Here is a 26,782-nt window from a genome sequence, read left to right as displayed (position 1 = left end):
ACCTAACGCTTGCGCTGCAAGAGGCTATAAAGAAAGTAAAAGCTGCATCGAAATAACAGCAAAAGGCCCGCTATTGGGGCTCAACCCACAGGACATCACTCGACAACGGACGCTGACGGTCAAGCAACCCGGTGGTGGTGTCGGAAGTGCCCTTGGCGGGCCGAAAACCACCGGTCATCCGTGTTTTTGCCGCGACGATCCGGTTGTTGATCCAGGTCACCGCTGTGCGGCGCAATGTCACCAGAATCCAACCTCCCGTTTTCCAGCCAGCCACGAGGATGCGGCATGCGGCGCGACCCCATTGTTTTGTTCGATAACGGCGAGCACCGTTGCCTGTGCTTCGACAACCTAGTCACCGGCGAGGGGGTGCAGTCGAACCAGTTTCTAATCATCGACCACGGCGACACGCTGCTGCTCGATCCCGGCGGCAACCTAACCTACACGCCGCTGGCACTGACGCTGGCACGCTACATCAAGCTGGAGGAATTGAACTATGTGTTTGCCTCCCACCAGGACCCGGACATTATCGCGTCGCTGGACAAGTGGCTGCTGCACACTCGCGCCCAGGTGATTTGTTCCAAGCTGTGGGCGCGCTTCCTGCCGCACCTGACCGCCAACTACCTGGCCACCATGCGCGACATCAATACCTTCGAGCGCATCACGGCGTTGCCGGACGCCGGCGCCCAGATTCCGCTGGGACAATGCAAGCTGCAGGCAATCCCAGCGCACTTTTTGCACTCGGTGGGCAACTTCCAACTCTATGACCCGGTCAGCAAGATCCTGTTTTCCGGGGACATGGGCGCGTCACTGGTGGACGACGCCCAGCCGGTGACCGATTTCGCCGCCCACATCCCGCACATGGAAGGTTTCCATCGCCGCTACATGGCCAGCCGTACCGTTACCCGCCTGTGGGCCAACATGGTGCGGCGCATGGACGTGGCGATGATTGTGCCGCAGCACGGCCGGCCGTTTGCCGACCCGGACAGCATCAATGCGTTCCTCGACTGGATCGGCGCGCTGCCCTGCGGCATCGACCTGCTCACTCAGCAGCATTACCAACCGCCGGTCTGATGGCGTCGGGCCGCAGCAACGGCGGTCGGCATCAAACAATGCGGGCGACCGCAACCCACACTCGGCGCCGGTCTGCGGTGCGATAGAAATCAACGCCGGGGGACCGGCGCCCTGATGAGGCGGTTAACGTCCTCTTCGAGCGGCGATGATCCCCATCGGCCGCTCGCTCCCGCGCAGTCACCCGGTCACATCTACCCCGCTGGCGGCAAGCCCCAGGCCAGCGCTTGGTATAGCGCCACCACCTGCAACCACGAAGCGGTATCCGCCGCCACCGCCTGCCGCTGCAACCGGTGCAATGCCCGCTCGCTGTCGAGTACTTCCAACCACAGTGCGCTGCCGGCCTGATAACGCGCCTGCACCATACGCTGCACATCGCCGCTGTGATGGGCGGCACGCAGGGTGGCATCCAGTTGCTGTTGGGCGGCGGCCAGTCCATTCAGTGCCGCCTCCAACTCTTCTTGGGCAATCAGCAACTGCTGCTGGTAAGCCCGCTCGGCCTGGTCAGCCTGTGCCTCTGCCACGCGCACCCGTGCTTTGACGCTGCCCCAGTCCAGCGCCGGCCACGACAACGTCGGCGTCAGCGCGTGAGCACGGGTACTGCGGCCAAGATCACTGCCGCGCAGGGCGAACACGCCGATCATGCCGCTCAGGTCCAAACGCGGATACAGCTCGGCAGTGGCGGCACCAACCTGCTCGGTGCGCGATGCCAGCTGGCGTTCGGCGCGACGCACATCGGGCCGGTTGCGCAGCAGCTGATCCACATCGCCGAGTGGCAATTGCAACGCCCCCGGCGCGGCCGGTGCGGTCTCAGCCACCGGTCCCGCCTGCCCCGGCGGCACCCCTGTCAGCACCGCCAAGCGGTTTTCTGCCTGTTGTAAAGCGGCTATCAGCGGCGGCCGCTGCGCCTCAACCGCGGCCAATTCGACTGCTATCTGGGCCTGCTGCTCTGGCGACCCGGCGCCGAGCACCGCTTGTTGCTCGCGCCAGGCCAACGCCTGCTGCCAGCTGCGTTGCTCCTGCGCCAGCACTCGCAGCTGCTGACGCAGGCCGCGGGCTTGGTAATAACTGCGCGCCACCTCGGCAGCCAAGCTCAAACGCGCTTGATCCAACTCCGCTGCCACGGCATCGCGGTGGGCGGCGGCGGCATTACGACCGCGAGCTAGCCGGCCAAACAGGTCCAATTCCCACGCCATGTGCAGGCCTGCTTGTTGGTGGCCATAGCGCTGACGCGGGCCACCGCTGACCTGCTGGCTGCGACCGCGCTGGTATTCGGCGCCAGCGGTCACCGCCGGATAACGGTCGCGGCGGCGCTCGTCCACCACCGCTTCCGCCGCCACCAGCGTCGCCTGCACTTGCTGCACGCTGAGATTGCCGGCCAGTGCCTGCTCCACCCGCGCGCTGAGCGCCGGGTCCTGCAATAGCTGCCACCACGGCTGCGGCACCGCCACACCGGTGAATTGTTCAGCGTGGGCACTGGCCAAAGTGATCGGCGCGCTGTCCGGCAACTGATAATCCGGGCCGACCATGCAACCGCCCAGCCACCACGCTGACACGCCCAGCGCCAGCGGTTTCCACATGGTTTTCATACTGCGCATGAGGCGTCCTCCCCGCGGTCGAATTGCTGTAATGCCTGCTGGCGCGCGCCGGCCTGAAGAGTGCGGTGGTCGCGTGCCAGCAAGGTGTAAACGGTGGGTAGGATGAACAGCGTGAATAAGGTGCCGACTAGCATGCCGGCGACGATTACCAACCCCAGCCCGTAGCGGCTGTTGGCGCCGGCGCCGGAGGCAAACAACAACGGGATCAGGCCGAACACCATGGCGCCGGTGGTCATCAGCACTGGCCGCAGCCGGATCTGCGCCGCGCGCCGAATCGCCACTGCTTTGCTGAGCCCGTCGCTGGCTTGCAAGCTGTTGGCAAACTCCACCATCAGGATGCCGTGCTTGCTGATTAGACCGATCAGCGTCACCAACCCGATCTGGGTGTAGATGTTGAGCGACGCCCAGCCCAGCGCCAGCGGCACCAGCGCACCGCAGATTGACAGCGGCACCGTGACCAAGATGGTGAGCGGGTCGCGCAGGCTTTCGTACTGCGCCGCCAGCACTAAATAAATGACCACCAGGGCACCGAGGAACGCCCACACCAAGGCGCCGCTTTCCTGCTTGTACTGGCGCGCTTCCGATTGCCAGTCATGGCTGAAACCGGCCGGCAGCTGGTCGGCCTGCTGCTCCAGGAACGCCACCGCATCGCCCAGCGACACACCGGGCGCCGGAATCGCTTGGAAGGTGGCCGCGTTTTGCTGGTTGAACTGGGTCAGCGCATTGGGCGCCACCTCGGTGCTAATACGCACCAGCGTCGACAGCGGGATCAGGCTGCCGTCATGGGCGCGCACCCGCTGCTGCCCCAGATCCGCTGGCGTCAGTCGTTGCTGCGCCAGCGCCTGCGGGATCACGTCATAGGCGCGGCCCTGCAGACTGAAGCGGTTAACGTACTGCTCGCCGATCATCACTGACAGCGCATCACCGATGTCGGCCATGCGCACGCCAAGCGCGTTGGCCTTGGCACGATCCACCGTCACCGCCGCCACCGGGTTGGTGTAATCAAGGTCGCTGTCTACCACTACAAACAAGCCGCTCTGCCAGGCGCGCTGCTTGAGCTGCGCCATGGCGTCGTACAGCACTTGGTGGCCGGCGGCGCTACGCAGCACCATCTGCACCGGCAAACCGCCGGTGCCACCGGGCAGCGGCGCCACTTGGAAGGCAAAGATGCTGCTGCCTTCGATGTCTGCCACCGCGGCCTGCAGCGCACCCTGCACCTCGGCGGCACTGCGTGTACGCTGCTGCCAGCTGCTTAGATTGATGCCTCCGAAACTGCTGCTGGGACCGTCGGTGCCGTTGATGATCCAAGTGCTTTCGGTTTCCGGAAACTGCCAATAAAGCTGGTCGAGCCGTCGGTTGAAGTGTTCGGCGTAGGCGAGATTTACATGCTGCGGCGCCTTAATGGCGGTCAGCACCGCCGCCTGATCTTCGCTCGGTGCCAACTCTCGCTGCGGCAGGCTGTACAGCCACGGCAGCGATACGCACACCAGCACGGCCAGCGAGCCGGTGATCCAGCGCCGTGCCAGCGAGGCGTCCAGCAGCCGGCCATAACCCTCTGCCAGCACGCCGAACACCCGCTCGGCGGCGCGCGCCACGCGTCCCTCGTGCTGCTGCCCCCCGAGCAGATAGGAACTCATCATCGGCGACAGCGTCAGCGCCACCACGCCCGACACCACCACCGCACCGGCCAGCGTCAGTGCAAATTCCTTGAACAAGGCACCAGTGAGCCCGCCCATGAAACCGATCGGGGCGTACACCGCCGCCAGCGTCAACGTCATCGCGATCACCGGGCCGGCCACTTCCCGGGCGCCGATCAGCGCCGCCACCACCGGCGAGCGCCCGGCCTCAATATGGCGGTGCACGTTCTCTACCACCACGATGGCATCGTCTACCACCAGCCCGATTGCCAACACCATGGCCAGCAACGTCAGCAGGTTAATGCTGAATCCAAACGCCAGCATCAACCCCGCTGCACCAAGCATCGACAGCGGGATAGTGGCCACCGGAATCAGCACACTGCGCAGCGAGCCCAGGCATAAGTAGATCACCACCACCACGATCAGCATGGCTTCGATCAGTGTGCGCAGCACCTCGTCAATAGAAGCGTCGATGAAGCGCGCGGTTTCATAGCCCAGATCGACTTTCACCCCCGGCGGCAACGTCTTTTCGATGCCCGGCAACAGCGCACGCACACCGGCGACAATCTCCAGCGGGTTGCCGGTGGGAGTCGGGAATAGGCCGACGTGGATTGCCGGCTCGCCGTTCATCAGGCCACTGGTTTCGGTGCGGGCGGCGCCTAGCGTGACACTGGCCACATCGCGCAATCGCACCAGACTGTCACCCTCGCGGCGCAGCACCAGGTCACGGAAGGCATCCAGGTCTTGCAGATCGGTGTTAACGCGCACATCGGCCAGCACAAAGGCACCCTTGATGGTGCCGGGCGCCGCCTGCACGTTGTTGTCGCGCAACGCCTGCGCCAGTTCGGCGGCGGAAATATCACGGGCCGCCATACGATCACGATCCAGATCAATGCGCAGCGACAGCGTCTGGCCGCCAAAGCTTTGCGCCCGCGCTACCCCGGTGATGGCTGACAGCTGCGGCTCCACTTCCCGCGACAAGTAGTCGGTGAGTGCCGGCAGTCCAATGTCACCAGCAGTGAAACCGACATAAGCCACCGCGGTGGAATCACCGGCGGAGCGCTCGATCACCGGATCGTAGGCCTGCTCCGGCAGCCGGTAACGCACCTGATTGACCTTGGCCATCGCCTCGGTCAACGCCTGGGTGGAGTCGGCATTCAGTTGTAGGCGCAGGGTGATGGTGCTGCGCCCCTGCACCGAGGTGGACGACAGATAATCGCTGCCCTCCACTGTCGACAGCGCTTGGGCAATCGGCTGAGTAATGAAACCCTGCACCGTCTCCGCTGGCGCGCCAGGGTATTCGGTGGTGACGGTGATGGTGGCGTTCTCCAGCTCCGGGTACTGGCGCACCGGCAATTGGTTGAGCGCGAACAGCCCCACCAACAGAATCAAGCAACTGACCACCAGCGCCAGCACTGGCCGCCGCACATACAGATCGGTGAAGGTCATGGCTGTGCTCCCAGCGCCGATTGATCGGCGTTGAGGCTGTCATGCTCACGCGGCGCCACCGCCACCCCGTCCGACAGGTTCAGCTGACCCGAGGTGACCACCACGCTGCCGGGTTCGGCGCCGCGCTCCAGCACTGCCCAACCCTCGCGGCGCGCGCCCACGGTGACGGCCACCCGCCGCACCCGTGGCGTGCCGGCATCGTCTTCAACCACGAACAGGGTTTCGCCGTAAGCGCTGTAGGTGATGGCACTTTCCGGCACCACTGCCACCGGCGCCGACTGCTGCGGCCACACCGACACCGTGGCCGACAGCCCCGGCACCAATGCCGCCGACTCTGTTTCCAGCAGCGCTTCTGCTCGCAGCGTGCGGGCGCTGCTGACCCAGGGCTCCAAGGCGCTGATGCGGGCCTCGAACGGCTGGCCGGCCAGCGCATCCACCCGCACCGTCACCGGCTGCCCGACGCGCAGACCGATGCCGTCCTGCTCGTCGACGCTGAACACCACTTTCAGCGGCCCCTCTGCTACCAAGCTAGTCACCGCCTCGCCGGGCTGCAGGTACTGGCCCAGATGTACGCGACGCAGGCCGGTGCGACCACTGAAGGGCGCCCGCAACTGTTTCTCGGCGCGGCGCGCTTGCGCTTCCGCCACGCCGGCCAGAGCGGTGTCGTGCTCCATGTCGGCCTGCTCCATCTGCTCACGCGACGCGACGTTCTGCGCCAGCAAGGTGCGCGTGCGATCACGGCGCTGAGCCGCCTGCTTGAGACGTGCCTGCCACTGCTGCAGCTCGGCACGTTCGCGCGCGTCCAGCAATTCCACCAGCAACTGCCCGGCGCGCACCGACTGGCCCGGTTCGAAGGCCAGCCGAGTGATGCGGCCGGCGCTGTCGGCGCTGACCGCCACCTGCTGACGCGCCTCCAACACTCCGACGCTGGTCACCGGTACCACCAATGGCCGCTCTGTCACCGTGGCCACCGCCACTGTCACCGGGGCCGGGTTCCAACCGCCGTCGCTAGCGGCCGGCTGCTGCCACCACCAGACCGCTAACGCCGCACCCGCCAGCGCCAGCAAACCCGCGCTCACCACTACGCGGTTCATCGTTGCACCTCCGCGTCACGGCGCACGCTGCCGCGCTGGCGCAGTTGGCCGGCCACCGCCAATGCCATCAAACCGCCGATCACCGACAGGTGTTCCAGCGTCATCAGCAACGCGGTCTGGGCGGCGGCACCTTCCAGCGCCCAAAACCGGTGCACTAGCAGAATCGTTAGCACTAGGAATACCGCCAGCGCGCCAGCGCCGAGCCATACCCAGCGCACCGTGAACAGCAGCGCCGAGCCGACCAGCAGCACCACCGCGCTGGCCAGCGTGTAAAGCGCTGCCGGCTGCAAACCGGCGGCGGCCACTTCCGCCACGCTGATATCCCACACCAGCACCTTGGCCAAACCGGACACCACGAACATCAACGCCATGGCGGCACACGCCAGCCACCACGTCACCGGGTGCTCCACCACCCGCTCCACCCACCGCTGCATGCTTCTGTTCCTCGCTCAAGGATTACCCCGCTGCCGGGCGGCAGCGGGGTTCGGCGCGGCTTGCCAGCCGCAGAGCGAGCGACTATAAAACCTCAACTTAAGTTGAGGTCAATAGGTATGGCGGACTCTCAAGATATTGATTTTTCTAGAGCGATGACGGTAGGAGAAGTGGCTAAGCGCAGCGGAGTACCGGTGTCCACGCTGCACTTCTATGAGCGTAAGGGGTTGATACAAAGCTACCGATCGAGCGGCAACCAACGCCGCTATCCGGCGCTGGTGCTGCGTTACATCGCCATCATCAAGGCCGCGCAGCGCACCGGCATTGCGTTGGAAGACATCGGCGCGATGCTCAGCCAGTTCCCGCCCGGCACCAAGCTCAGTGCCGCCCAGTGGCGCACCATTTCCAGCCGCTGGCGCGCGCAGCTCGACCAACGCATCGTGCAGCTCACGCGGCTGCGCGATGAACTGGACCAGTGCATCGGTTGCGGTTGTTTGTCGATGAAGGATTGTCCGCTGCGTAACCCCGGCGATGTGCTGGGGCAGCAGGGCAGCGGGGCGCGCATCTTGGAGCGCCCCGCGGACGGTGGTCAGTCGGGCACGAACACGTAGCCGACGCCCCATACGGTTTGCACGTAGCGGGGTTTGGAGGGGTCTTCTTCCAGCAGCCGGCGCAGGCGCGACACCTGCACGTCGATGGAGCGCTCCATGGCACTCCACTCACGGCCGCGGGCCAGGTTCATCAGCTTATCGCGGGTGAGCGGTTCACGCGGATGCTGCACCAGCGCCTTGAGCACCGCGAATTCGCCGGTGGTGAGGCTGTTTTCCTGGTCGCCGCGGCGCAGTGTGCGGCGCGCTAGATCCAGTTCCCAGGGGCCAAACATCACCAGTTGGTTCTCGCGGCTCGGCGCACCCGGCACTTCGCGCACTTGGCGACGCAGCACCGCGCGGATGCGCGCATCCAGCTCACGCGGGTTGAACGGTTTTGGCAGGTAATCGTCAGCGCCGGCTTCCAGACCTTCGATGCGTTCGTTGTCGTCGCCTTTGGCGGTGAGCATGATAATTGGCATCGCGGTGCCCTGCTCACGCAGGCGGCGGCAAATCGACAAGCCATCCTCGCCGGGCAACATCAGGTCCAGCACCATCAGCGAGTACAGCTCACGGCCCAGCGCCCGGTCCATCTGCACGGCATCGCCGACGCCTTTGACCTGGAAGCCCTGTTCTTCGAGAAAACGTTGTAGCAATCCCCGCAGGCGCGGGTCGTCATCGACGATGAGAATCTTTTCTTGTGGTTCGGTCACGAATGTCTCCCGATACGAGCGCCGCCCGGAACCCCGCACTGGGGCGGCCGGGCGCCGCAGCATCTTGTCGCCGGCCCGGCGCTTTTGCAACCGACCAGTCACGCTTTTAAGCACACCGATCGCGGCCGAAGGTGCCGCATATCTGCACTTATTGCCGCAAATCATCAGGTTTCAGCAGCGGACGCTGTTGTTAGAATCAACGCCACAATGATAACGAGGGGCGGGCATAGCCTGGGGGGGCTGCCCACCCTGCCTTGAGGGACGAACGCCATGGCGAAGATTCTGGTTGTTGACGATTCTCCTACCCAACTGGCCAACATGGTGCGTATTTGCCAGGCCCACGGGCACCAAACCCTGACCGCCACCAACGGCGCCGAAGGCGTGGCCATGGCCCAGAGCGAAAGCCCGGACCTGATTTTCATGGACGTGGTAATGCCGGAGCTGAACGGCTTCCAGGCCACCCGCAAGATCACCCGCGATCCGGCCACCCAGCATATTCCGGTGGTGCTGGTAACCACCAAAGACCAAGACACCGACAAGGTATGGGGCGAGCGCCAGGGCGCCGCCGGCTATATCGTCAAACCGCCGCAGGAAGCGGAGCTGGTCGCCAAGATCAAGGAGTTGGTGGGCTGACCCCCACCCTTGTTCCTGCCGCGCCGGCGCGCGTCTCACCACAGGCATTCCGGGCTGTCAATCTGTTGCCCTGCTTCTGCCTCCCCTATCATGCGGCCACGTGCCCACTGGGCTTCTTTTGTCTGACCGCGTCCTACTGCCCATGTCGACCACTCTGACTCCCTCCGCTCCGCGCTCCGTAGAACAGCTGATCGCCCAGGAACTCAACGTTGCCACCGCCCAGGTTTCCGCCGCGGTGGCGCTGCTGGACGAAGGCGCGACCGTGCCGTTCATTGCCCGTTACCGCAAAGAAGTCACCGGCAACCTGGATGACACCCAACTGCGTAACTTGGAAGAGCGCCTGCGCTACCTGCGCGAGCTGAATGAGCGTCGCGATGCGATCCTCAAAAGCATCGCCGAACAGGACAAGCTGACGCCGGAGCTGGATGCCGCGCTGCGCGCCGCTGACACCAAAACCCGGCTGGAAGATTTGTACCTGCCGTACAAGCCAAAGCGCCGCACCCGCGCCCAAACTGCCCGTGAGGCCGGTCTGGAACCGCTGGCTGATGCACTGCTGACCGATCCGACGCTGGATCCGGAAGCCACCGCCGCCGGTTACCTGAACCCGGAACACAAGGTGGAATCGGCCAAGGACGCGCTCGATGGCGCCAAGCAAATCCTGATGGAGCGCTTTGCCGAGAACGCCGACCTGCTGACGCGCATGCGCACCTGGCTGTGGGAGCAGGCCGACATCGTGGCCACGCTGGTGGAAGGCAAAGACAAAGACGGCATCAAGTTCAGCGACTACTTTGACCACCGCGAAAAAATCAGCGGCATCCCCAGCCACCGGGCGCTGGCGCTGCTGCGCGGCCGCAACGAAGGCGTTCTGCATGTCAGCATGGGTCTGCCGGAAGCGCTGGAAAGCCAGCAACCGCACCCGTGCGAAGCCATGGTCGCCCACAGCATCGACTGGAAACACCAACAGCGCGCGGCCGACAACTGGCTGCAGGAAACGGTGCGCTGGACCTGGAAAATCAAGCTCGCCACCCACCTGGAAACCGAGATGATCGGCCGCGTGCGGGAACTGGCCGAGGAAGAAGCGATCCAGGTGTTCGCCCGCAACCTTGGCGCGCTGCTGCTGGCACCGCCGGCCGGCGCCCGTACTACCATGGGCCTCGATCCGGGCCTGCGTACCGGCGTCAAAGTGGTGGTAGTGGACGACACCGGCAAGCTGCTGGAATACACCACCGTGTTCCCACACCAGCCGCGCAACCAGTGGGATGCCTCCGCTGCCGCACTGGCGGCGCTGTGCATTAAGCACAAGGTTGACCTGATCGCTATCGGCAACGGCACCGCCAGCCGCGAGACCGACAAGCTGGCCGCAGAAGTGGTCAAGAAAGTGGCCGAGCACACCCGCATTACCAAGATCGTGGTGAGCGAAGCCGGTGCCTCGGTGTACTCCGCGTCTGAACTTGCCGCCCGCGAATTCCCGGATCTGGACGTGTCCTACCGTGGTGCGGTATCTATCGCCCGCCGCTTGCAGGACCCGCTAGCCGAGCTGGTGAAGATTGATCCGAAATCCATTGGCGTCGGCCAGTACCAACACGACGTCAGCCAAGTGAAGCTGGCGCGCAGCCTGGATGCGGTGGTGGAAGACTGCGTGAACGCCGTCGGCGTCGACGTCAACATGGCGTCGGCACCGCTGCTGGCGCGTATTTCCGGTCTCAACACCACCATCGCCGGCAACATCGTCGCCTATCGCGAAAAAAATGGTGCCTTTGCCAACCGCGAAGCGCTCAAGCAGGTGCCGCGCCTCGGCGACAAAACCTTCGAGCAAGCGGCCGGTTTCCTGCGCATCCGCGGCGATAACCCGCTGGATGCGTCTAGCGTGCACCCGGAAGCCTACGCGGTGGTGGAGCGCATCGCCGGCGCCCATGAGCGGGCAGTGAAAGACCTGATCGGCGATATCGGTTTCCTCAAAAAGCTGAAGCCGGAGCCGTTTACCGACGACCGTTTCGGTCTCGCCACCGTCACCGATATCCTCGCCGAACTGGAAAAGCCCGGCCGTGACCCGCGCCCGGAGTTCAAGGCAGCGGAGTTCATGGAAGGCGTGGAAGAGATCACCGACCTGAAGCCGGGCATGATCCTCGAAGGCACCGTCACCAACGTCACCAATTTCGGTGCCTTCGTGGATGTCGGCGTCCACCAAGACGGTCTGGTACACGTGTCAGCGTTGTCGGAAAAGTTTGTGAAGGACGCTCACGAGGTGGTCAGCCCCGGTGATATCGTCAAGGTCAAAGTGCTGGAGGTGGATCTGCCACGCCGCCGCATCAGCCTGACCATGCGCTTGGATGACCGCCACGACGACGCCCCGCGCGGCGACGGCGGGCGCAGCCAAAATGCACCGGCGCGCGGCGGCCGCAACAGCGGCAATGCCGGCAAGGGCACCGGCGCCCGCGGCGGCAACAACGGCGGCGGCCGTGGTCGCACCGAGGCACCGGCCAACGGTACCTTCGCGTCCTTGTTCGCCAAGGCGCAGCAGGAAAAACAGGGTAAGAAAGGCTGACCGATCGCCGTTGCGACCGGCCCCGCTGACGGCAACTGGCCCCGGCGGGGCTGCCAGGACTGAAGGAATCCAGTGATGACGGATGTGCTTTTCCAGCGCCTCAATGCGCTGCAGAACCAGGCCGGCGCCGCAACCCTGACCGGGATTCAGCGCGGCATCGAGAAAGAAAGTCTGCGCATCTCGCCGGACGGGCACATTGCCCTCACCCCGCACCCGCAGGCACTGGGCTCGGCACTGACCCACCCCCACCTGACCACCGATTATTCCGAAGCGCTGCTGGAGTTCATCACACCGCCCAGCAGCGATCCGGCGGCACCGATTGAATTCCTCGAACAGCTGCACCGCTTTGTCTACCAGAACATTGATGACGAACTGCTGTGGGTGAATTCGATGCCCTGCGTGCTGGGCGAGGATGACAGCATCCCGCTGGCCGATTACGGCAGCTCCAACAGCGGCATGATGAAGCACATCTACCGCCGTGGGCTCGGCCACCGCTACGGCCGCCGTATGCAGACCATCGCCGGCATCCACTACAACATGTCGTTCCCGCAGGAGCTGTGGCAGCTGCATCAGGACGCCGAAGGCGACCGACGGCCGTTGGGTGACTTCATCTCCGCCCGCTACATGGACCTGACGCGCAACTTCCAGCGCTATTCCTGGCTGCTGATTTACCTGTTCGGCGCCTCGCCGGCGGTGTGCGCCTCGTTCCTGAGCAGCCGCGAACACAGTCTGCAGCCACTGCTGAAAGGCACCTTGGCTCGGCCGGCTGCCACCTCGCTGCGCATGAGCGACCTGGGTTATCAAAACAATGCCCAGTCGGCTTTGCACATCAGCTACAACAGCCTTGATGACTATGTGGAAACGCTGACCCAAGCGATCCGCACGCCGGCGCCGGAATACCAACGCATCGGCGTCAAGGTGGACGGCGAGTACCGTCAGCTGAACGCCAATATTCTGCAGATTGAAAACGAGTACTACTCGTCGATCCGGCCTAAGCGCACCGTGGCCAGCGGCGAACGTCCGACCCAAGCGTTGGCCCAGCGCGGCGTCGAATACGTCGAAATCCGTGCCCTCGACCTGAACCCGTTCGAACCGGTGGGTATCAACAAGGAACAAATGCGCTTCCTTGATCTGTTCGCCACCTTCTGCCTGATGCACAGCGCCCCAGTGATGTGCAGCAACAACCTCAGCGGCTGCAAAGACAACATCCGCCAGGTGGTTTACGAAGGCCGCGACACCGGCATCCTGCTGCGCAACCTCGGGCGCGATGTCAGCCTGCACGATTGGGCGCTGTCAGTACTGGAGCACATGGAGCCGATCGCCGAGCTGTTCGACGCCGCCTACGACACCCAAGGCTACCGCCGCGCACTAGACGCCCAGCGCGAAAAAGTGCTGCAGCCGGAACTGACGCCGTCTGCAATTCTGATGGATAAGCTGGTTAGCCGGCGCCAAAGCTTCTTCGAGTTCGCTATGAACCAGGCTGAAGCCCACCGCGACCACTTCCGCGCCATGCCGCGCGATGCCGAGCGCGATGCACAGCTGGTGGCCTTGGCACAGCAGAGCCTGCAACAGCAGCTGGAGCAGGAGCGCAACGACAGCCAGAGCTTCGAGGACTTCCTCGCCGCGTACTTCCGCGACTGAAACGGCCCGTGGCGCCGCCGGTCGGCGCCACGGAACCGATCCCCCGGCTACCGGTCTGTGATCCCATCACCCCGGCCGATCTGCGCTGCGCCGGATTGCCCAACGCCATCGGAATCAATGCCATGCCCCCTGCGCTTGTCTCGCTCACCTCATCACGCCTGATCAACGCGTATGGCCTGCTGGTCTGCATCGTCGCGATGGCCGCTGCGCTCTACCTGCAGCATTACCAAGGTCTCGACCCCTGCCCGCTGTGCATCTTCCAGCGCATCGCCGTCATCGCCGCGGGACTGTTCTTCCTCATCGGCCTAGTGTTCAACCCCGCCGGGCTGTGGCGGCGCCTGTGGGCATTGCTGGCACTGGCCGGCAGCGCCTCCGGCATCGGCCTCGCAGTGCGCCATATCTGGCTGCAGGGGCTGCCGCCAGAGCAAGTGCCGGCCTGCGGCCCTGGCCTCGGCTACATGTTCGACGTATTTCCGTTCATGGAAATGCTCGACATGGTGCTGAACGGTTCCGGCGAATGCGCTGAAATTGATTGGACGCTGTGGGGGATCACGTTGCCGCAATTGGCGCTGGCCACCTTTGCCGCACTGGCGGCACTGGCGCTAGTGCAACTGCTGCGACCGCAGCCGGCACGCTGAATCAACGGCTTGGCGCCGCTATTTCGAAGGTAATGGATGTCGCCCGCGTCTAGACCGAATCGGTCTAGACGCCAAGTGACTGACGCGTCAGGGCGAAATAGTTTGTTACAGGCGGCGCGATTGCAGCGCTGGTGCCCCCTTGCTTAGGGTGGGAAGTCCCCGGCCCCCCTGCCAAGGAGGACAGACCATGTACGCTGCCACTGCACCCCGCGCCACCGCTCTGCATCGCACTGATACCTTGGTTCAAAGTTGGCTGTTCGAACGCCAGCAGCTCACCGCCCTACTTTGCACGCTGCCCGACCTACACAACCAGGACGCGCTGATGGCACCCGCTCAGCAGGCTCACTTGGTGGGCTTCTGCGAAGCACTGATGGACTACATCAGCGCCGGCCATTTCGAAATCTACCGCCGCATCATTCACCAGTCGCTGCCGCTGTATCCAGAGGACGCGCGCTGGGTGCTGGACACTATGGACCTGATTGATGCGTCCACCGACGCCGCACTGGCGTTCAACGATCAGCTCGATCAGCAATTGGCCCAAGGCGGGTCCGACAGCAGGCTGGTGCTGCAACTAGCGGCACTGGTGCAATGCCTAGAACAGCGCTTCGGCCTCGAGGATCAGTTGATCCGCCGTTGCCACCTGCGCGATCACGCTGCCACCCGGCACTGAAAACACAACAGGCGCCGTAAGGCGCCTGTTGTAGGGGTGGTGCAACTGACCGCGATCAGTCTTGGCTTTCGGCCTGCGGCTTGATGTCCACCAACTCCACCTCGAACACCAAGGTGGCGCCCGGCGGGATGGCACCGGTGCCGCGCTCGCCGTAGGCCAGCTCCGGCGGCAACACGATGCGCCATTTGTCGCCCACGCTCATCAGCTGCAGCGCGTCCTGCCAACCCTTGATCACACCCGCCAGCGGGAAGGTGGCCGGTGCGCCACGCTCCACCGAGCTGTCGAACACGGTGCCGTCGATCAGAGTGCCGTGGTAGTGGGCCACGATGGTGTCGTCCAGCGTCGGCTTAGCGCCGCCCTCGCCTGCGGTCAGCACTTCGTACTGCAGGCCGCTATCGAGGGTGGTGACACCGTCTTTCTTGGCGTTTTCGGCACGGAAGCTGTCGCCTTCGTCCTGCGCGCCCTTGGCCATTTCAGAAATCTTTTCCTGCTGGTAATCGGCGATGGCTTGGTTCATGTCCTCTTCGCTCAGCGCCAGACCGTCGCTCTTGCCTTCGGCACCCGCACGCAGGCCAGCCAGGAACTGATCCAGCTCCAGGTCATCCATGCCCTGCATCTGCTGACCGGTGCGGTAGCCGATGGCGTAGGATGCTTTCTGGTTGGTGTTTTCGACCTTCACGGACTGATCGCTGCCACATGCCGCCAGGACCGAAACCGCCATCACCAGTGCTAACTTTTTCATCGTGCCTCCATGTTGCATATTGCATCGTTCTTGGGTGTCTTCGCTCCGCGGAGCATCCAGCCGCAGGTTAATCCCGGTGCCGAACCCAAGGTCCGACGCCCGCCCCGATCGTGCCGCCGCTGCGCTGCAGCATACGAGCATGACTGGGCACTGTCACTCTCCCACCGGGTACGCTGCGCATCACAGTGCCGGGGGTGTGACCGCAGCCGCTGCAATTGGTGCAACCGGATCGACGTCAGTGTGACGCGTCCCGCAATGCCGCCGCCGCTGCCCGCCACTGTGGGCTCTGCTGCAAGTCCGCCGCGAATAGACTGCGCCAGCCGGCCGCCGCATCACCCGGCACCTGCCGATACGGCGCCAATAGCTGCTCGAGCTGCGCCAACAGCGCTTGTTCCGCCGCCAACTCCAACACCATCAGCGCCTCACGCTCGGCCAGCCAGCCGGCGGCGCGGGCGTGACGGCGCCAGCTGCGCACGGTGTCGATACGCGGCTGTGCCGCCGCCACCGCCTGCTGCGCTGCGTCCACCGTGGCCGCCGGCAACGGCGCCGCTACCCAGGCCGCCGCCAACCATAGCGGCACCGACACGTGCTGCTGTTCCTGCAGCGCCAACGCCGCCTGCTCCAGTGCCGGATGGCGCCAACATTGTCCTGCCCAATCCCAGAGTGATGCCATTGCGGTGCTCCAATTGCTGCCCGTGCGGTGCATCACTACACTGCCCTTCCCCTGCTGTCATCCCGAGCTGTCATGCTGCGTCTAGAACACCTTGATTTGCGCCGTGGCGCCGACCTGCTGTTGCAGGACGTCAACCTCACCGTGCACCCCGGCTGGCGGGTCGGCCTCACCGGCCGCAATGGCTGCGGCAAAAGCTCGTTGCTGGCGTTGCTATGCGGCACGCTGGAAGCCGATCTCGGCCATTACCAGCGGCCGGCGGACTGGCGCCTTGGCATCATGGCGCAGGAAGTCCCGGCACTGGCGCAACCGGCGCTGGAGTATGTGCTCGATGGTCATCTGGGCCTGCGCGATGCCGAACACGCACTGGCGGCCGCCCAAGATGCCGATGACGGCCATGCTATTGCTAGCGCCCACGCACGGCTGGATGCCCTCGGCGCCTGGGTGCTGCCGGCCCGCGCCGCCACTCTGCTGGCTGGGCTCGGCTTTGCCGACAGCGTGCAGCACAACCCGGTAGCCAGTTTCTCCGGCGGCTGGCGCATGCGTCTTAACCTGGCACGCGTGCTGCTGTCCGACGCCGACCTGCTGCTGCTTGATGAGCCCACCAACCACCTCGATCTGGACGCAGTGCTGTGGCTGCAGGATTACCTCGCCCAGTTCCCCGGCACGCTGATGTTGATCTCCCACGACCGCGATTTCCTCGACGCGGTGGTGACTCATATCGCGCACATCGAGCATCAGCAGCTGACGCTCTACAGCGGCAACTACAGTGCCTTCGAGCAACTGCGCGCCGCGCGGCTGGCGCATCAAGACAGCGAATTCCGCAAGCAGGAAGCACAACGTGCGCACCTGCAGAAATTCATCGACCGCTTTAAAGCTAAAGCATCCAAAGCGCGCCAAGCCCAGAGCCGAGTCAAAGCGCTGGAGAAGCTGGAACTGATCGCACCGGCTCACAGCGCCAGCCCGTTCCGGTTTGATTTCCCGGCGCCGGCGCACCTGCCAGACCCGATGCTGGACTTGGAGAACGTGCAGTGTGGCTACCACACCGATGACGGTGACCTGGTGATCCTCGACCGAGTCACCTTCCACCTGCGCCCGGAAAGCCGCATCGGCCTACTCGGCCGCAACGGCGCCGGCAAGTCGACCTTGATTCGCACCCTCGCCGGTCAGCTGCCAGCGCTCGGTGGGCGCCTGCAAGCGGGACCGGACCTAGTGATTGGCTACTTCCATCAGCAGCAAGTGGATGCCCTGCCGCAGGACGGCACGCCGATGGCACTGATGCAGGCCGCCCAACCGCAGTGGGAAGAAAGCCGCGTGCGCAGCGAGCTGGGGCGTTTCGCGTTCCACGGCGACATGGTGTTCGACCCGGTGCACCGTTTCTCCGGCGGCGAAAAGTCGCGGCTGGCGCTGGCGCTGCTGATCCAGCAACGTCCGGCACTGCTGCTGCTGGACGAACCCGCCAACCACCTTGATCTGGACATGCGGGAAGCGCTGACCATGGCGCTGCAATCCTACGAGGGCGCGGTGGTGCTGGTCTCCCACGATCGCCATCTGCTGGAAACCACGGTGGATGACCTGCTGCTGGTAGCCGACGGCGGCGTGCGCCCGTTCGACGGCGACCTCGACGACTACGCCCGCTGGCTGCGCGAACAGCAACGCGGCCGCGCCGCCGCCGAACAACCGGCCGAGGCGCCGCGCCAAGATGCCCGCGCCAAGCGTCAAGAAGCGGCCCAGAAGCGCACCGCGCTGCGGCCGCTGCGGCAAGCGGTGGAGCAACTGGAAAAGAAAATGGCGCGCTGCACCGACGCGCTGGCAGAACTGGAGCAGGCACTGGGCAACGAAGCGCTGTACCAGCCGGAGCACAAAGCCGAGCTGACCCGGCTGGTGGCGGAGCAGGGCCAGCAGCGCAGCACGCTGGAGGCGCTGGAAGAGCAGCTGCTGGACGCCATGGAGGCACTGGAACAGGCCGAACAGGACAGCTGAGCAACTGCCGCGCCGCCGCCGTCCCGATGGGTCAAATTGGGACGGCTTTCACACTGCTGACACCAAAATACTCATCAAACCGCAATATACGGCTGCCATGCTGGACGGTCCCTACCGCCCACAGGAGCCATCATGCTGTCCTTGTCCGCAGCGCTGGAGCACACCGGCCTGCTCGCCCGACTCTCCACCCGCGATCGCCTGCGGCGAGGCGTCAGCCAACTGCTTGGGCAGTGCGGTTTCGAATATTTCCATTTCGTGCAGGAGCACGTGCGCTCGCTCACCGAGGGCCAGCAGTGGCAGCTGGGCGTGCTGCCGCCGCCGCTGTCGCTCGGTGCCATGGCGCCGCTGGCGGGCGGCAGTGAACCGGGACTGTGGAGCTGGCCGGAGCCCCCCGTGCCGGCGCCAGTGCGCGGGGTACTGCAACCTTGGTTGGCGTTGCCGCTGCACGGCGTAGTGCTGAACTTACCATCCGGGCTGGGCAGCCTGTCACGGCTGACGCTGGCCGCCAACCAGCAGCAACCGCTACCGCCGGCCTGGGAACTGGGGGCGTTCGCGCTGTATCTCGGTCACACCTTGGCCGAGTGCGCCCAACGCCTACAACAGCAGCAGCCGGAACGGCCGGCGCCGGTGTTCAACGCCCGTGAACAGCAATGCCTGGCGTGGGCCGCCGAGGGCCACACCAACGCCGAAATCGGCAGGCTGCTGGGCATCAGTGAACGCACCACCACCTACCACATTGCTCGCGCCTGCCGGAAGATCGGCGCCCGCAACCGCCAACATGCCGTCACCCAAGCCCTGCTCACCGGCGCACTGCCGTTGGACTGTTTGCGCGGGCAGGACCAGCCGGCCCGATTGGGCAGCGAGACCGAGGTGAGACCCGACCGGGTTTGATCCCCTGTGCCGGGTTCTTTACCCTGTTTCCCCTTTCGCAACAGAAACGATCACCGGCAGCCTGCTGTTCGCTGCCCCTGCTGCAAGGAGCCCTTCATGATCGAACAAGCCGTTGCCCATCCCTATTTTGCCGACCATCCCTGGCTTGCGACGCTACTGTCGATTGCCGTGCTAGCGGTGCTCGCTTGGGTCGTCAACTTTGTCACCCGCGCCATTTTGCGCTTTGTGCTGCGCAAACAATTGGCGCTGCAGGGCGTCACCGCTCCCAGCCAACGCGACCTGCCGCAGATGCGCGCGATCTCGCGTATTGCCCACGTGGCGCCAGTAATCGTGGTGATGGCCGGCATCCATCTAGTGCCGGGGCTGTCAGAAGTGGTGGTGCAGGTCACGCGCAACGTGTGCTCGGCGATCTTGGTGTTGACCATTGCGCTGGCGGTCGGCCACCTGCTCGATTACGTCAACCTGCGCTATATGCGCACCGCATCACCGGAGCGCAAACCGATTAAGGGTTACATCCAGCTCGGTAAATTGGTGGTCTACATCATTGCCGCCTTGCTGGTGATCTCGACGCTGATCGACAAGAGCCCACTGATCCTGCTGTCCGGTCTCGGCGCCATGGCGGCAGTGCTGATGTTGATCTTCCAGGACACCATCCTGTCGCTGGTGGCCAGTGTGCAGATTAGCTCCAGCGGCGCGGTGCGCGTGGGTGACTGGTTGGAAATGCCGCAAGTGAATGCCGACGGCGACGTGGTCGATATCGCGCTGCATACGGTCACGGTACAGAACTGGGACAAGACCCTGACCACCTTCCCGACCCGCAAACTGGTCAGCGATTCGTTCAAAAACTGGCGTGGTATGACTGAGTCCGGCGGCCGCCGTATCAAACGGTCGCTGTATCTGGACCAGACCAGCGTGCGCTTCATGGATGAGAACGAAGTGGCGTCGGTGCGCCATTTTGCAGTGCTGGACGACTACCTGGCAGAGAAAGAAGCTGAGCTCAGCCGCTGGAATGAATCACTGCATGAGAGCGGTCGCCACCCGATCAACAACCGTCGGGTGACCAACATCGGCACCTTCCGCGCCTATGTGCAGCAATACCTAGAGAAACATCCGCAAATCCGCCAGGACATGACGCTGTTGGTGCGCCAGCTGCAGCCCACTGCTGAGGGCATCCCGCTGGAGATTTACTGCTTCACCGCCACCACCTCTTGGGGCCCCTACGAGGACATCCAATCGGATATCTTCGACCACCTGCTGGCGATATTGCCGCAGTTCGACCTGCGCGTGTTCCAACAGCCCACCGGGGCCGACGTCTTGCGTCTGGGTCAGTCACTGCGGCTGCAACAGTAAGCGATCCTTTTTACACCGCGCCATCCGGCGCGGTGTCGCTTTAAACCGCCGGCAGGCATACTGCGGCCCCCTCCCATCTCTGGACCCACCTCATGTCTGCTGCGCTGCAGTCCCATGCGGCCCGCTACCGTGCTGAAGCGGCGCTGGCGCTGGGCGGCTTTGCCATTGGCACCACCGAATTTGTGATCATGGGCCTGATCAATGTGGTGGCGCAGGACCTTGGCGTGGCCACCGAGGATGTCGGCTACGCCATCAGCAGCTATGCACTGGGCGTGGTAGTCGGCGCGCCGCTGTTAGCGCTGCTCGGCGCCCGACTGCCGCGCAAGACACTGCTGATCGGGCTGATGCTGCTGTTTGCGGTGGGTAATATCGCCAGCGCGCTGGCCACCCGCTTTGATTTGTTCGTGCTGCTGCGCTTCATTGCTGGCCTGCCCCATGGCGCCTACTTCGGCATCGCCGCACTGGTGGCCGCCAATGCGGTGCTGCCGGGCCAGCGCGCGCGGGCGGTGGCGCGGGTGATGACCGGGCTGACCGTGGCGATCCTGATCGGCGCGCCACTGGGCACCTGGGCCGGTTTCGAATTCGGCTGGCCGGTGGCGTTCATCGGCGTCGGGGTGTGTGCGTTGCTCACGGCGTTGTTGGTGGCGTTCACCGTGCCCAATAGCCCGCCGGACCCGGACGCCTCACCGGCCCAAGAGCTGCGCGCGCTGGTCAACCAGCGGGTGCTGATGACGCTGGCACTGGTGGCGTTCGGCTGCGGCGGTCTGTTCGCAGTATTCAGCTATGTGGTACCGACGCTGGAGCTGCAAGCCGGCATGCCAGAAAGCGCCGGCCCTTGGGTGCTGGCCATTTTCGGTTTCGGCACCTTGCTCGGCATGCTCGGCGGTGCCCGGCTGGCAGACTGGAACCTGATGCGGGCGATCCCGCTGATCCTGATCGGCGTGGTGGTGGTGCAGGCGCTGTTCTACTGGACCGCTAACCTGCTATGGCTGGCGTTGCCCCATGTGGCGCTGATCGGCGCTTCGATTGCACTTGGCCCAGCGGTGCAGACCCGGCTGATGGACGTGGCCGGCCCGGCCCAGACCATGGCGGCGTCCTTGCACCATGCCGCGTTCAACCTCGCCAATGCGTTGGGTGCGTGGCTGGCCGGGGAAGCGATCCGCGCTGGCGCGGTGTGGTCATCCTCTGGTCTGGTCGGCGCAGCGCTGGGACTGGTGGGGCTCTTGCTGTTCTTCCTCGACCGCTGGCTGGAGCGCCGTCAGCGCTGCTGACCCAGGGTCTGCCAGCCGCGCGCCCGGCGGCTGGCGTGCACTCGCTCACCGAGCAGTGCCAACGGCCGATCACGGTGCCAACGCGCGGCTTCCTCGCTGTGTTCTGGCGGCCACAGTGCTGCCACCTGTTGCTGCAAGGCGCGGCCTTGGCACAGCAGGCCATCGAGCGTAAAGCGGGTGGCCACATCGTCCTCGGCCGCCAGCAAACCGCGCAGCCCCAGTAGCAGTGCGAACAGCTGGGCGCCGATATCGTCCGGCCACTGGTGGGTGCACGCCTGCCGCCACAGATAGGCCAAGCTGGCCGTGGTCACGAGAATGTCCTCCAGTGTGCGAAAGCGCAGCGCCGCCGGGCGCGAACCGGGCACCACCAGCTTCGCCGTCGTTGGCAGCGCCAGCTGATGCAGCCGCACCGCGCTGTGCGGCAGCTCGGGAATAAACGCCAACGGCTTGGTATCACCGAATTCCAGCCCGGCGGTGTTGGCGGGCACCTGCAGCAACACCGCCTGCCCGGCGGCGCGCGCCAACACCAGCAGCTCGTCACAATCGGCGCCGAGCAACACCCAGCTCTTGGCACCGCTAAGCCGCCAACCGTCAGCACTGGGAATGGCCTCCGTGGCCAACTCCTCCGCGCGGGTTTTACCGCCCTCAGTGGCGGCAAACGCCCGTGCGATGCCAGCCGGCAAGCCCGGCACCAGCGCCTGGACGGCGGCCTGGTAACCCGCGAAGAACGCCCACGCTACTCGGTCCGCCGCCAAACCGCCGAGCACTGCCGCCGCGAAGCTGTCCGCACCGGCCACGGCTTGGGTGTGGCGCCAGTGCGCTAGCCACTGCGCTAACCTGGGTGCCGGTTGCAGCGGCGTTACCGCCAGCAGGGCGGCCAATTTATCGGGCATGTCGTGGTCTCCGCAGGCGTCCAAAGCGTGGAATTTTTGCGCTCGGGACAGGTCCTAATCCTTCACAAAAAATACGCCAATACCTACACTCGGGCCCCCGACTGGAGCAAGGCCCGCCGGTGTTAACCTGGCTGACAGGGTTGGCAGGGTCTTATCCATCCAAGTACGAAGGAGTTGTCATGAAAGGTTTTCTCGCCGGCGCACTGTGCGCACTGGTCATCGGTGGTTCCACTGCCGCGTTCGCGCAAGGCCCGTCTGCTGAGGATCAGATCCGCTACCGCAAAGCCGGTTACAGCTTCATGGCCTGGAACCTCGGCAAGATCAAAGAGCAAGCCATCGACGGCAGCGTGGCCTTCGATGCTGCCCAGGTGCAAGCCGCGGCCAACGCCATTGCCGGCGTGGCCAACTCCGGCATGGGCGCGCTGTTCGGCCCGGGCACCGACAAGAACGTGGGCTCTCAAGTCACTAACGTGAAGCCGGAACTGTTCCAGAACTTCCCCGACGTAGCAGTGCTGGGCAACAACCTGTCCACCGCCGCCACCCGTCTGGCAGAAGTGGCCGCCACCGGCGACCAGGCTCAAATCCGCACCGCATTCGGCGAACTCGGGCAGACCTGCAAGGCCTGCCACGACAAATACCGCAAACGCTGAGTTACCAGGCCGGCGCACTGACGGCCGGCGGCGGCGGTGGCGGAGCAATCCAGTCACCGCTGGCCACCCACACCGCCAATGCTGCCACCCCCACCGCCGCCAGCAATTGCCACCAGCGCGCGCGGCGGGCCGGGGCCACCGGCTCCGCCGGGATCTCGGTCCGACCATGAATCATCGGCCCCACCAGCTTGCGTCCCCGCAGGCGATACACCACCAGCGCCAGCAGGTGCAGCACGACGATCGCGATCAACACCCATTCCAGACGATGATGCCAAGCGGTCAGTAGCTGCGTGGTGTCGTTGCTCACCAGCTTCACCAGCGGGCCGCCGAAGGCGATGTCATCGTAGGCAAACAACCCCAGCACCGCCTGTAACCCGAACAGACCGAGCATGGCGAATACCGACAACGCCCCGATCGGGCTGTGGCCGAGCCCGCGCCAGCGCCCGGACAGGTAGTTGCGCAGTCGCGCCGGGGTCGGGAAGAACGTCAGGAAACGCGCATAGGTGCCGCCCCACAGGCCCCACGCCAGCCGGAAAGCGATCAGCGCGATCACTGCCATGCCGAACCGCTCATGCCAGATCATGGCGTTGCCACCCAATTTGACGCTGACAAACGCACCGGTGACCGCGGCCACCAACAGCCAGTGGAACAGACGCGTGGGCAGGTCCCAGACGTTGATGTACTTCATGTGTTCTCCAACCTCAGGCAAAGCCCCCGACAGGATCCCCACCACCGGCGGCGCCGGTTCTGACGATCCGGCAGGGCCGGAAAAAAGCGCTCAAGTGTAACCGGTTCCCACGATTTCAGCTTTGACACACGCCAAGCCGCCCACCGCCGTTAACGGCCACCCGCGGTTGGACCGGTACGTGGCGACCGGGGTTCCACCGGTCGCCAGCGGCTTTAGGGCAGCGCCGCGCTGACCACAACGCTCGGTACCGCTGAGCGCAATGACCAGGATTTATGAACAATGATGTCGCTGCGTCATCGGCGGTCGCAGTGGCGACCCTGTCAGCGGCCGCTGCCCGTACACTGGGACCGCGCTCGCAGACCGCCGCAGACAAGGATGGCAAGGCGAGCGCCAGGTCGGGCGACGCACGTTGCGCCCCGCCATGGGATACCGGCACTAGGGAAGGAATGATGCGCAATTGGGGAGCAGTGCTGGCCGTATTAGCCGGCTTTTGCGGAATCGTGGCCACCGCAATGGGGCTACTGGGCGATACCGACCAGCTATCGGAACCACACCTGGCCTATCGCTGGTTGAGTCTGCTGTTCTGTTTTTTGGTGATGGTCAGCGGTGCGCTGAGCATCGACTCCCGTGATCGTGAACCGGTGCTGATGATCTGCTTCACGGCCTTGTGTGCACTCACCATTGGTGAAGGCGCAGCGCTGGTGGCCATGGTGGTGGCACTGGCCGCCGGTGCGCTGGCATTGCTCGGCAGCCCCGCACGCCACTGAGCAGACGCCACAACGCACTGCGCCACCCCGAGGGGTGGCGCAGTGGTGTCACTCAGGAATTGCCGCAGCCTTAGGCTTCGACCGCTTCCTTCATGGACAGCTTGATGCGGCCACGCTGATCCACGTCCAGCACTTTCACCTTGATCACGTCGCCTTCTTTGACGTAATCGGTGACTTTCTCCACCCGCTCTTGCGCGATCTGGGAAATGTGCAGCAGGCCTTCGGTGCCCGGGAAGATTTCCACGAACGCGCCGAAGTCCACGGTGCGGGTCACTTTGCCTTGGTAGATCTCGCCTACTTCCGGCTCAGCGGTGATGCCTTCGATCTTCGCGGCAGCAGCTTGCGCCAGTTCGCGAGTCTCGGCGTACACCTTCACGCTGCCATCGTCTTCGATGTCGATGTTGGCGGAGAACTCATCGCACAGACCACGGATGGTGGCACCACCTTTACCGATCACGTCGCGGATTTTCTCCGGATTGATCTTCATGGTGATCAGGGTTGGGGCGTTGGCGGACAGCTCTGCACGCGGCTGGGAAATTACTTTTTCCATTTCGCCGAGGATGTGCAGACGGCCTTCGCGCGCTTGGTTGAGCGCGGTTTCCATGATCTCTTCAGTGATGCCCTGGATCTTGATGTCCATCTGCAGCGCGGTCACGCCCTTGGCGGTACCGGCCACTTTGAAGTCCATGTCGCCGAGGTGGTCTTCGTCACCGAGGATATCGGACAGCACCGCGTAGCGGCCGTCCTCTTCCTTCACCAGACCCATGGCAATACCGGCCACCGGCGCGGAAATCGGCACCCCGGCGTCCATCAGTGCCAGCGACGCACCGCACACGGACGCCATGGAGGACGAACCGTTGGATTCGGTGATTTCTGACACGATACGGATCGCGTAGGGGAAGTCCTGCTCGTTCGGCAGTACCGCCTGTACGCCGCGACGGGCGAGACGGCCGTGGCCGATTTCACGGCGCTTCGGCGAGCCCATCATGCCGGTTTCGCCCACCGAGTACGGAGGGAAGTTGTAGTGCAGCATGAAGCGGTCGGTGCGCGAGCCTTCCAGCGCGTCGATCAGCTGTGCGTCGCGCATGCCGCCCAGGGTAGCGACCACGATCGCCTGGGTTTCACCGCGGGTGAACAGGGCCGAACCGTGCGCTTTCGGCAGCATGTCCACGTCGATGTGGATCGGGCGCACAGTCTTGTGGTCACGGCCGTCGATACGCGGCGCGCCGGATACCACGGCCTCACGCACGGTGGCTTTTTCCAGGCTGGCAAACGCGCTGCTGATGGCCGCCGCAGTCGGTGCACCTTCAGCGTCGGTGGCCAGCGCTTCAATGGTTTGCTGCTTCAGCTCGCCCACGCGGGTGTAACGCGCTTGCTTGTCGGTGATGCGGTAAGCCTCGGCCAGCTCGGTTTTGACGCGGCCTGCGACCAAGTCCAGTGCGGTCTGGTCCACCGGTGCCGGTTTCCAGTCCCACTGCTGCACGCCGACTTCGTTGGCGAAGGCTTGGACTGCTTTCACCACCGCCTGCATTTCCATGTGGCCGAACAGTACCGCGCCCAGCATCTGGTCTTCGGACAGCTCTTTGGCTTCGGATTCCACCATCAGCACTGCCGCTTCGGTCCCGGCAACCACCAGGTCCAGCGCGGAATTCTTCAGTTCGCTGTAGGTCGGGTTGAGCACGTACAGGCCGTCGATGAAGCCCACGCGCGCAGCACCGATCGGGCCGGCGAACGGAATGCCGGATACGGCCAGCGCGGCGGAGGTGCCGATCATGGCAGCAATATCCGGATCAACGTCGCGGTCCGCGGACATCACGGTGGCCACAACCTGTACTTCGTTGAGGAAGCCTTCCGGGAACAGCGGGCGGATGGGACGGTCGATCAGGCGGGAGGTGAGGGTTTCTTTCTCGGACGGACGGCCTTCACGCTTGAAGAAGCCACCCGGGATACGCCCTGCGGCGTAGGTTTTTTCCTGATAGTTCACGGTCAGCGGGAAGAAGCTTTTGTTCGGGTCTGCTTCCTTCTTGCCGACTACGGTGACCAACACCACGGTCTCGCCGATGGTGACGCGCACTGCGCCGGTGGCCTGACGCGCAACGTGGCCGGTTTCCAGCACTACCGTGTCGCGACCGAATTGGAATTCCTTACGTACAATATTGAACATATCTCTCG

At 64.5% G+C, this 26,782-nt stretch carries 23 protein-coding genes; 13 read left to right on the top strand and 10 right to left on the bottom strand.

The annotated features are described in order from the left end of the window. Positions 1-285 precede the first annotated feature (285 nt). Positions 286-1,071, top strand: coding sequence for an oxygen-binding di-iron domain-containing protein (locus AB5I84_RS02035; RefSeq protein WP_369454161.1), 786 nt, complete (start codon positions 286-288; stop codon positions 1,069-1,071). Positions 1,072-1,262: 191 nt separating this feature from the next. On the opposite strand, the gene AB5I84_RS02030 is transcribed toward AB5I84_RS02035, so the two are convergent. Genes AB5I84_RS02030 through AB5I84_RS02015 form a run of 4 tightly spaced genes read right to left on the bottom strand, consistent with a single transcriptional unit; the run spans position 1,263 to position 7,280 of the window. Beyond that, positions 1,263-2,666 (bottom strand): efflux transporter outer membrane subunit, encoded by a 1,404-nt coding sequence (locus AB5I84_RS02030; RefSeq protein WP_369454160.1) that lies wholly within the window; start codon positions 2,664-2,666, stop codon positions 1,263-1,265. Then, entirely contained in the window at positions 2,654-5,752 is a 3,099-nt protein-coding gene (locus tag AB5I84_RS02025; RefSeq protein ID WP_369454159.1) for a MexW/MexI family multidrug efflux RND transporter permease subunit, read from the bottom strand. The genes AB5I84_RS02030 and AB5I84_RS02025 overlap by 13 nt, the downstream gene beginning before the upstream one ends. Continuing rightward, positions 5,749-6,846 (bottom strand): efflux RND transporter periplasmic adaptor subunit, encoded by a 1,098-nt coding sequence (locus AB5I84_RS02020; RefSeq protein WP_369454158.1) that lies wholly within the window; start codon positions 6,844-6,846, stop codon positions 5,749-5,751. Before AB5I84_RS02020 ends, AB5I84_RS02025 begins: the two co-directional genes overlap by 4 nt. Then, positions 6,843-7,280, bottom strand: coding sequence for a DoxX family protein (locus AB5I84_RS02015; RefSeq protein ID WP_369454157.1), 438 nt, complete (start codon positions 7,278-7,280; stop codon positions 6,843-6,845). Before AB5I84_RS02015 ends, AB5I84_RS02020 begins: the two co-directional genes overlap by 4 nt. Positions 7,281-7,397: 117 nt before the next feature. Between AB5I84_RS02015 and soxR the strand changes: the two genes are divergently transcribed. Next, a complete protein-coding gene (soxR, locus tag AB5I84_RS02010) occupies positions 7,398-7,889 on the top strand; it encodes a redox-sensitive transcriptional activator SoxR (RefSeq protein WP_369454156.1) in 492 nt (163 codons plus the stop codon). On the opposite strand, the gene ompR is transcribed toward soxR, so the two are convergent. Beyond that, positions 7,868-8,578 carry an osmolarity response regulator transcription factor OmpR gene (gene ompR / locus AB5I84_RS02005; RefSeq protein ID WP_369454155.1) on the bottom strand — a complete coding sequence of 237 codons (711 nt, stop codon included), beginning with the start codon at positions 8,576-8,578 and terminating at the stop codon, positions 7,868-7,870. The genes soxR and ompR overlap by 22 nt on opposite strands. A 270-nt stretch (positions 8,579-8,848) precedes the next feature. Here ompR and AB5I84_RS02000 point away from each other — a divergent pair, with 270 nt between their 5' ends. From AB5I84_RS02000 to AB5I84_RS01980, 5 genes are all read left to right on the top strand, one after another. Beyond that, the gene (locus AB5I84_RS02000) at positions 8,849-9,211 is read left to right on the top strand and encodes a response regulator (RefSeq protein ID WP_369454154.1); all 363 of its coding nucleotides are present in this window, start codon (positions 8,849-8,851) and stop codon (positions 9,209-9,211) included. A gap of 142 nt (positions 9,212-9,353) precedes the next feature. Then, positions 9,354-11,756 (top strand): Tex family protein, encoded by a 2,403-nt coding sequence (locus AB5I84_RS01995; RefSeq protein ID WP_369454153.1) that lies wholly within the window; start codon positions 9,354-9,356, stop codon positions 11,754-11,756. Between the two features lie 75 nt (positions 11,757-11,831). Next, positions 11,832-13,397, top strand: a complete 1,566-nt coding sequence (gshA, locus tag AB5I84_RS01990; RefSeq protein WP_369454152.1) for a glutamate--cysteine ligase — start codon at positions 11,832-11,834, stop codon at positions 13,395-13,397. A gap of 122 nt (positions 13,398-13,519) precedes the next feature. Next, on the top strand, positions 13,520-14,035 hold the full coding sequence (locus AB5I84_RS01985) for a disulfide bond formation protein B (RefSeq protein WP_369454151.1): 516 nt from the start codon (positions 13,520-13,522) through the stop codon (positions 14,033-14,035). Positions 14,036-14,222: 187 nt separating this feature from the next. Continuing rightward, entirely contained in the window at positions 14,223-14,705 is a 483-nt protein-coding gene (locus tag AB5I84_RS01980) for an Rsd/AlgQ family anti-sigma factor (RefSeq protein WP_369454150.1), read from the top strand. A gap of 55 nt (positions 14,706-14,760) precedes the next feature. Here AB5I84_RS01980 and bamJ read toward each other — a convergent pair whose 3' ends face one another. Together bamJ and AB5I84_RS01970 are read right to left on the bottom strand one after the other, a co-directional pair. Further along, on the bottom strand, positions 14,761-15,447 hold the full coding sequence (gene bamJ / locus AB5I84_RS01975) for a BamJ family beta-barrel-assembly machinery protein (protein ID WP_369454149.1): 687 nt from the start codon (positions 15,445-15,447) through the stop codon (positions 14,761-14,763). 235 nt (positions 15,448-15,682) lie between these two features. Beyond that, positions 15,683-16,120 carry a DUF2390 domain-containing protein gene (locus tag AB5I84_RS01970; RefSeq protein ID WP_369454148.1) on the bottom strand — a complete coding sequence of 146 codons (438 nt, stop codon included), beginning with the start codon at positions 16,118-16,120 and terminating at the stop codon, positions 15,683-15,685. A 72-nt stretch (positions 16,121-16,192) separates the two neighbouring features. Between AB5I84_RS01970 and AB5I84_RS01965 the strand changes: the two genes are divergently transcribed. The 4 genes from AB5I84_RS01965 to AB5I84_RS01950 all read left to right on the top strand — a co-directional run bounded on the left by AB5I84_RS01965 (position 16,193) and on the right by AB5I84_RS01950 (position 21,612). Continuing rightward, complete coding sequence (locus AB5I84_RS01965; RefSeq protein ID WP_369454147.1) at positions 16,193-18,100, top strand: ATP-binding cassette domain-containing protein; 1,908 nt, start codon at positions 16,193-16,195, stop codon at positions 18,098-18,100. Between the two features lie 132 nt (positions 18,101-18,232). Further along, the gene (locus tag AB5I84_RS01960) at positions 18,233-18,991 is read left to right on the top strand and encodes a helix-turn-helix transcriptional regulator (RefSeq protein WP_369454146.1); all 759 of its coding nucleotides are present in this window, start codon (positions 18,233-18,235) and stop codon (positions 18,989-18,991) included. 96 nt (positions 18,992-19,087) lie between these two features. Then, a complete protein-coding gene (locus tag AB5I84_RS01955) occupies positions 19,088-20,341 on the top strand; it encodes a mechanosensitive ion channel family protein (RefSeq protein ID WP_369454145.1) in 1,254 nt (417 codons plus the stop codon). A gap of 92 nt (positions 20,342-20,433) precedes the next feature. After that, entirely contained in the window at positions 20,434-21,612 is a 1,179-nt protein-coding gene (locus AB5I84_RS01950) for an MFS transporter (RefSeq protein WP_369454144.1), read from the top strand. Here the strand turns inward: AB5I84_RS01950 and AB5I84_RS01945 are convergent. Beyond that, complete coding sequence (locus AB5I84_RS01945; RefSeq protein WP_369454143.1) at positions 21,600-22,505, bottom strand: acyl-CoA dehydrogenase family protein; 906 nt, start codon at positions 22,503-22,505, stop codon at positions 21,600-21,602. The genes AB5I84_RS01950 and AB5I84_RS01945 overlap by 13 nt on opposite strands. A 179-nt stretch (positions 22,506-22,684) precedes the next feature. On the opposite strand from AB5I84_RS01945, the gene AB5I84_RS01940 reads away from it, so the two are divergent. Beyond that, positions 22,685-23,155 (top strand): c-type cytochrome, encoded by a 471-nt coding sequence (locus AB5I84_RS01940; RefSeq protein WP_369454142.1) that lies wholly within the window; start codon positions 22,685-22,687, stop codon positions 23,153-23,155. 1 nt (position 23,156) lies between these two features. Here the strand turns inward: AB5I84_RS01940 and AB5I84_RS01935 are convergent, their stop codons facing one another. After that, positions 23,157-23,843 (bottom strand): cytochrome b/b6 domain-containing protein, encoded by a 687-nt coding sequence (locus tag AB5I84_RS01935; RefSeq protein WP_369454141.1) that lies wholly within the window; start codon positions 23,841-23,843, stop codon positions 23,157-23,159. A 449-nt stretch (positions 23,844-24,292) separates the two neighbouring features. On the opposite strand from AB5I84_RS01935, the gene AB5I84_RS01930 reads away from it, so the two are divergent. Next, the gene (locus AB5I84_RS01930; protein ID WP_369454140.1) at positions 24,293-24,610 is read left to right on the top strand and encodes a hypothetical protein; all 318 of its coding nucleotides are present in this window, start codon (positions 24,293-24,295) and stop codon (positions 24,608-24,610) included. Between the two features lie 70 nt (positions 24,611-24,680). On the opposite strand, the gene pnp is transcribed toward AB5I84_RS01930, so the two are convergent. Continuing rightward, complete coding sequence (pnp, locus tag AB5I84_RS01925; RefSeq protein WP_369454139.1) at positions 24,681-26,774, bottom strand: polyribonucleotide nucleotidyltransferase; 2,094 nt, start codon at positions 26,772-26,774, stop codon at positions 24,681-24,683. Positions 26,775-26,782: the final 8 nt, after the last annotated feature.

This window comes from Alcanivorax sp. REN37 (assembly GCF_041102775.1).
GTDB lineage: Bacteria > Pseudomonadota > Gammaproteobacteria > Pseudomonadales > Alcanivoracaceae > Isoalcanivorax > Isoalcanivorax beigongshangi.
The sequence above is the reverse complement of the archived record's forward strand: the minus strand, read 5'-3'. Positions and strand labels throughout refer to the sequence as shown.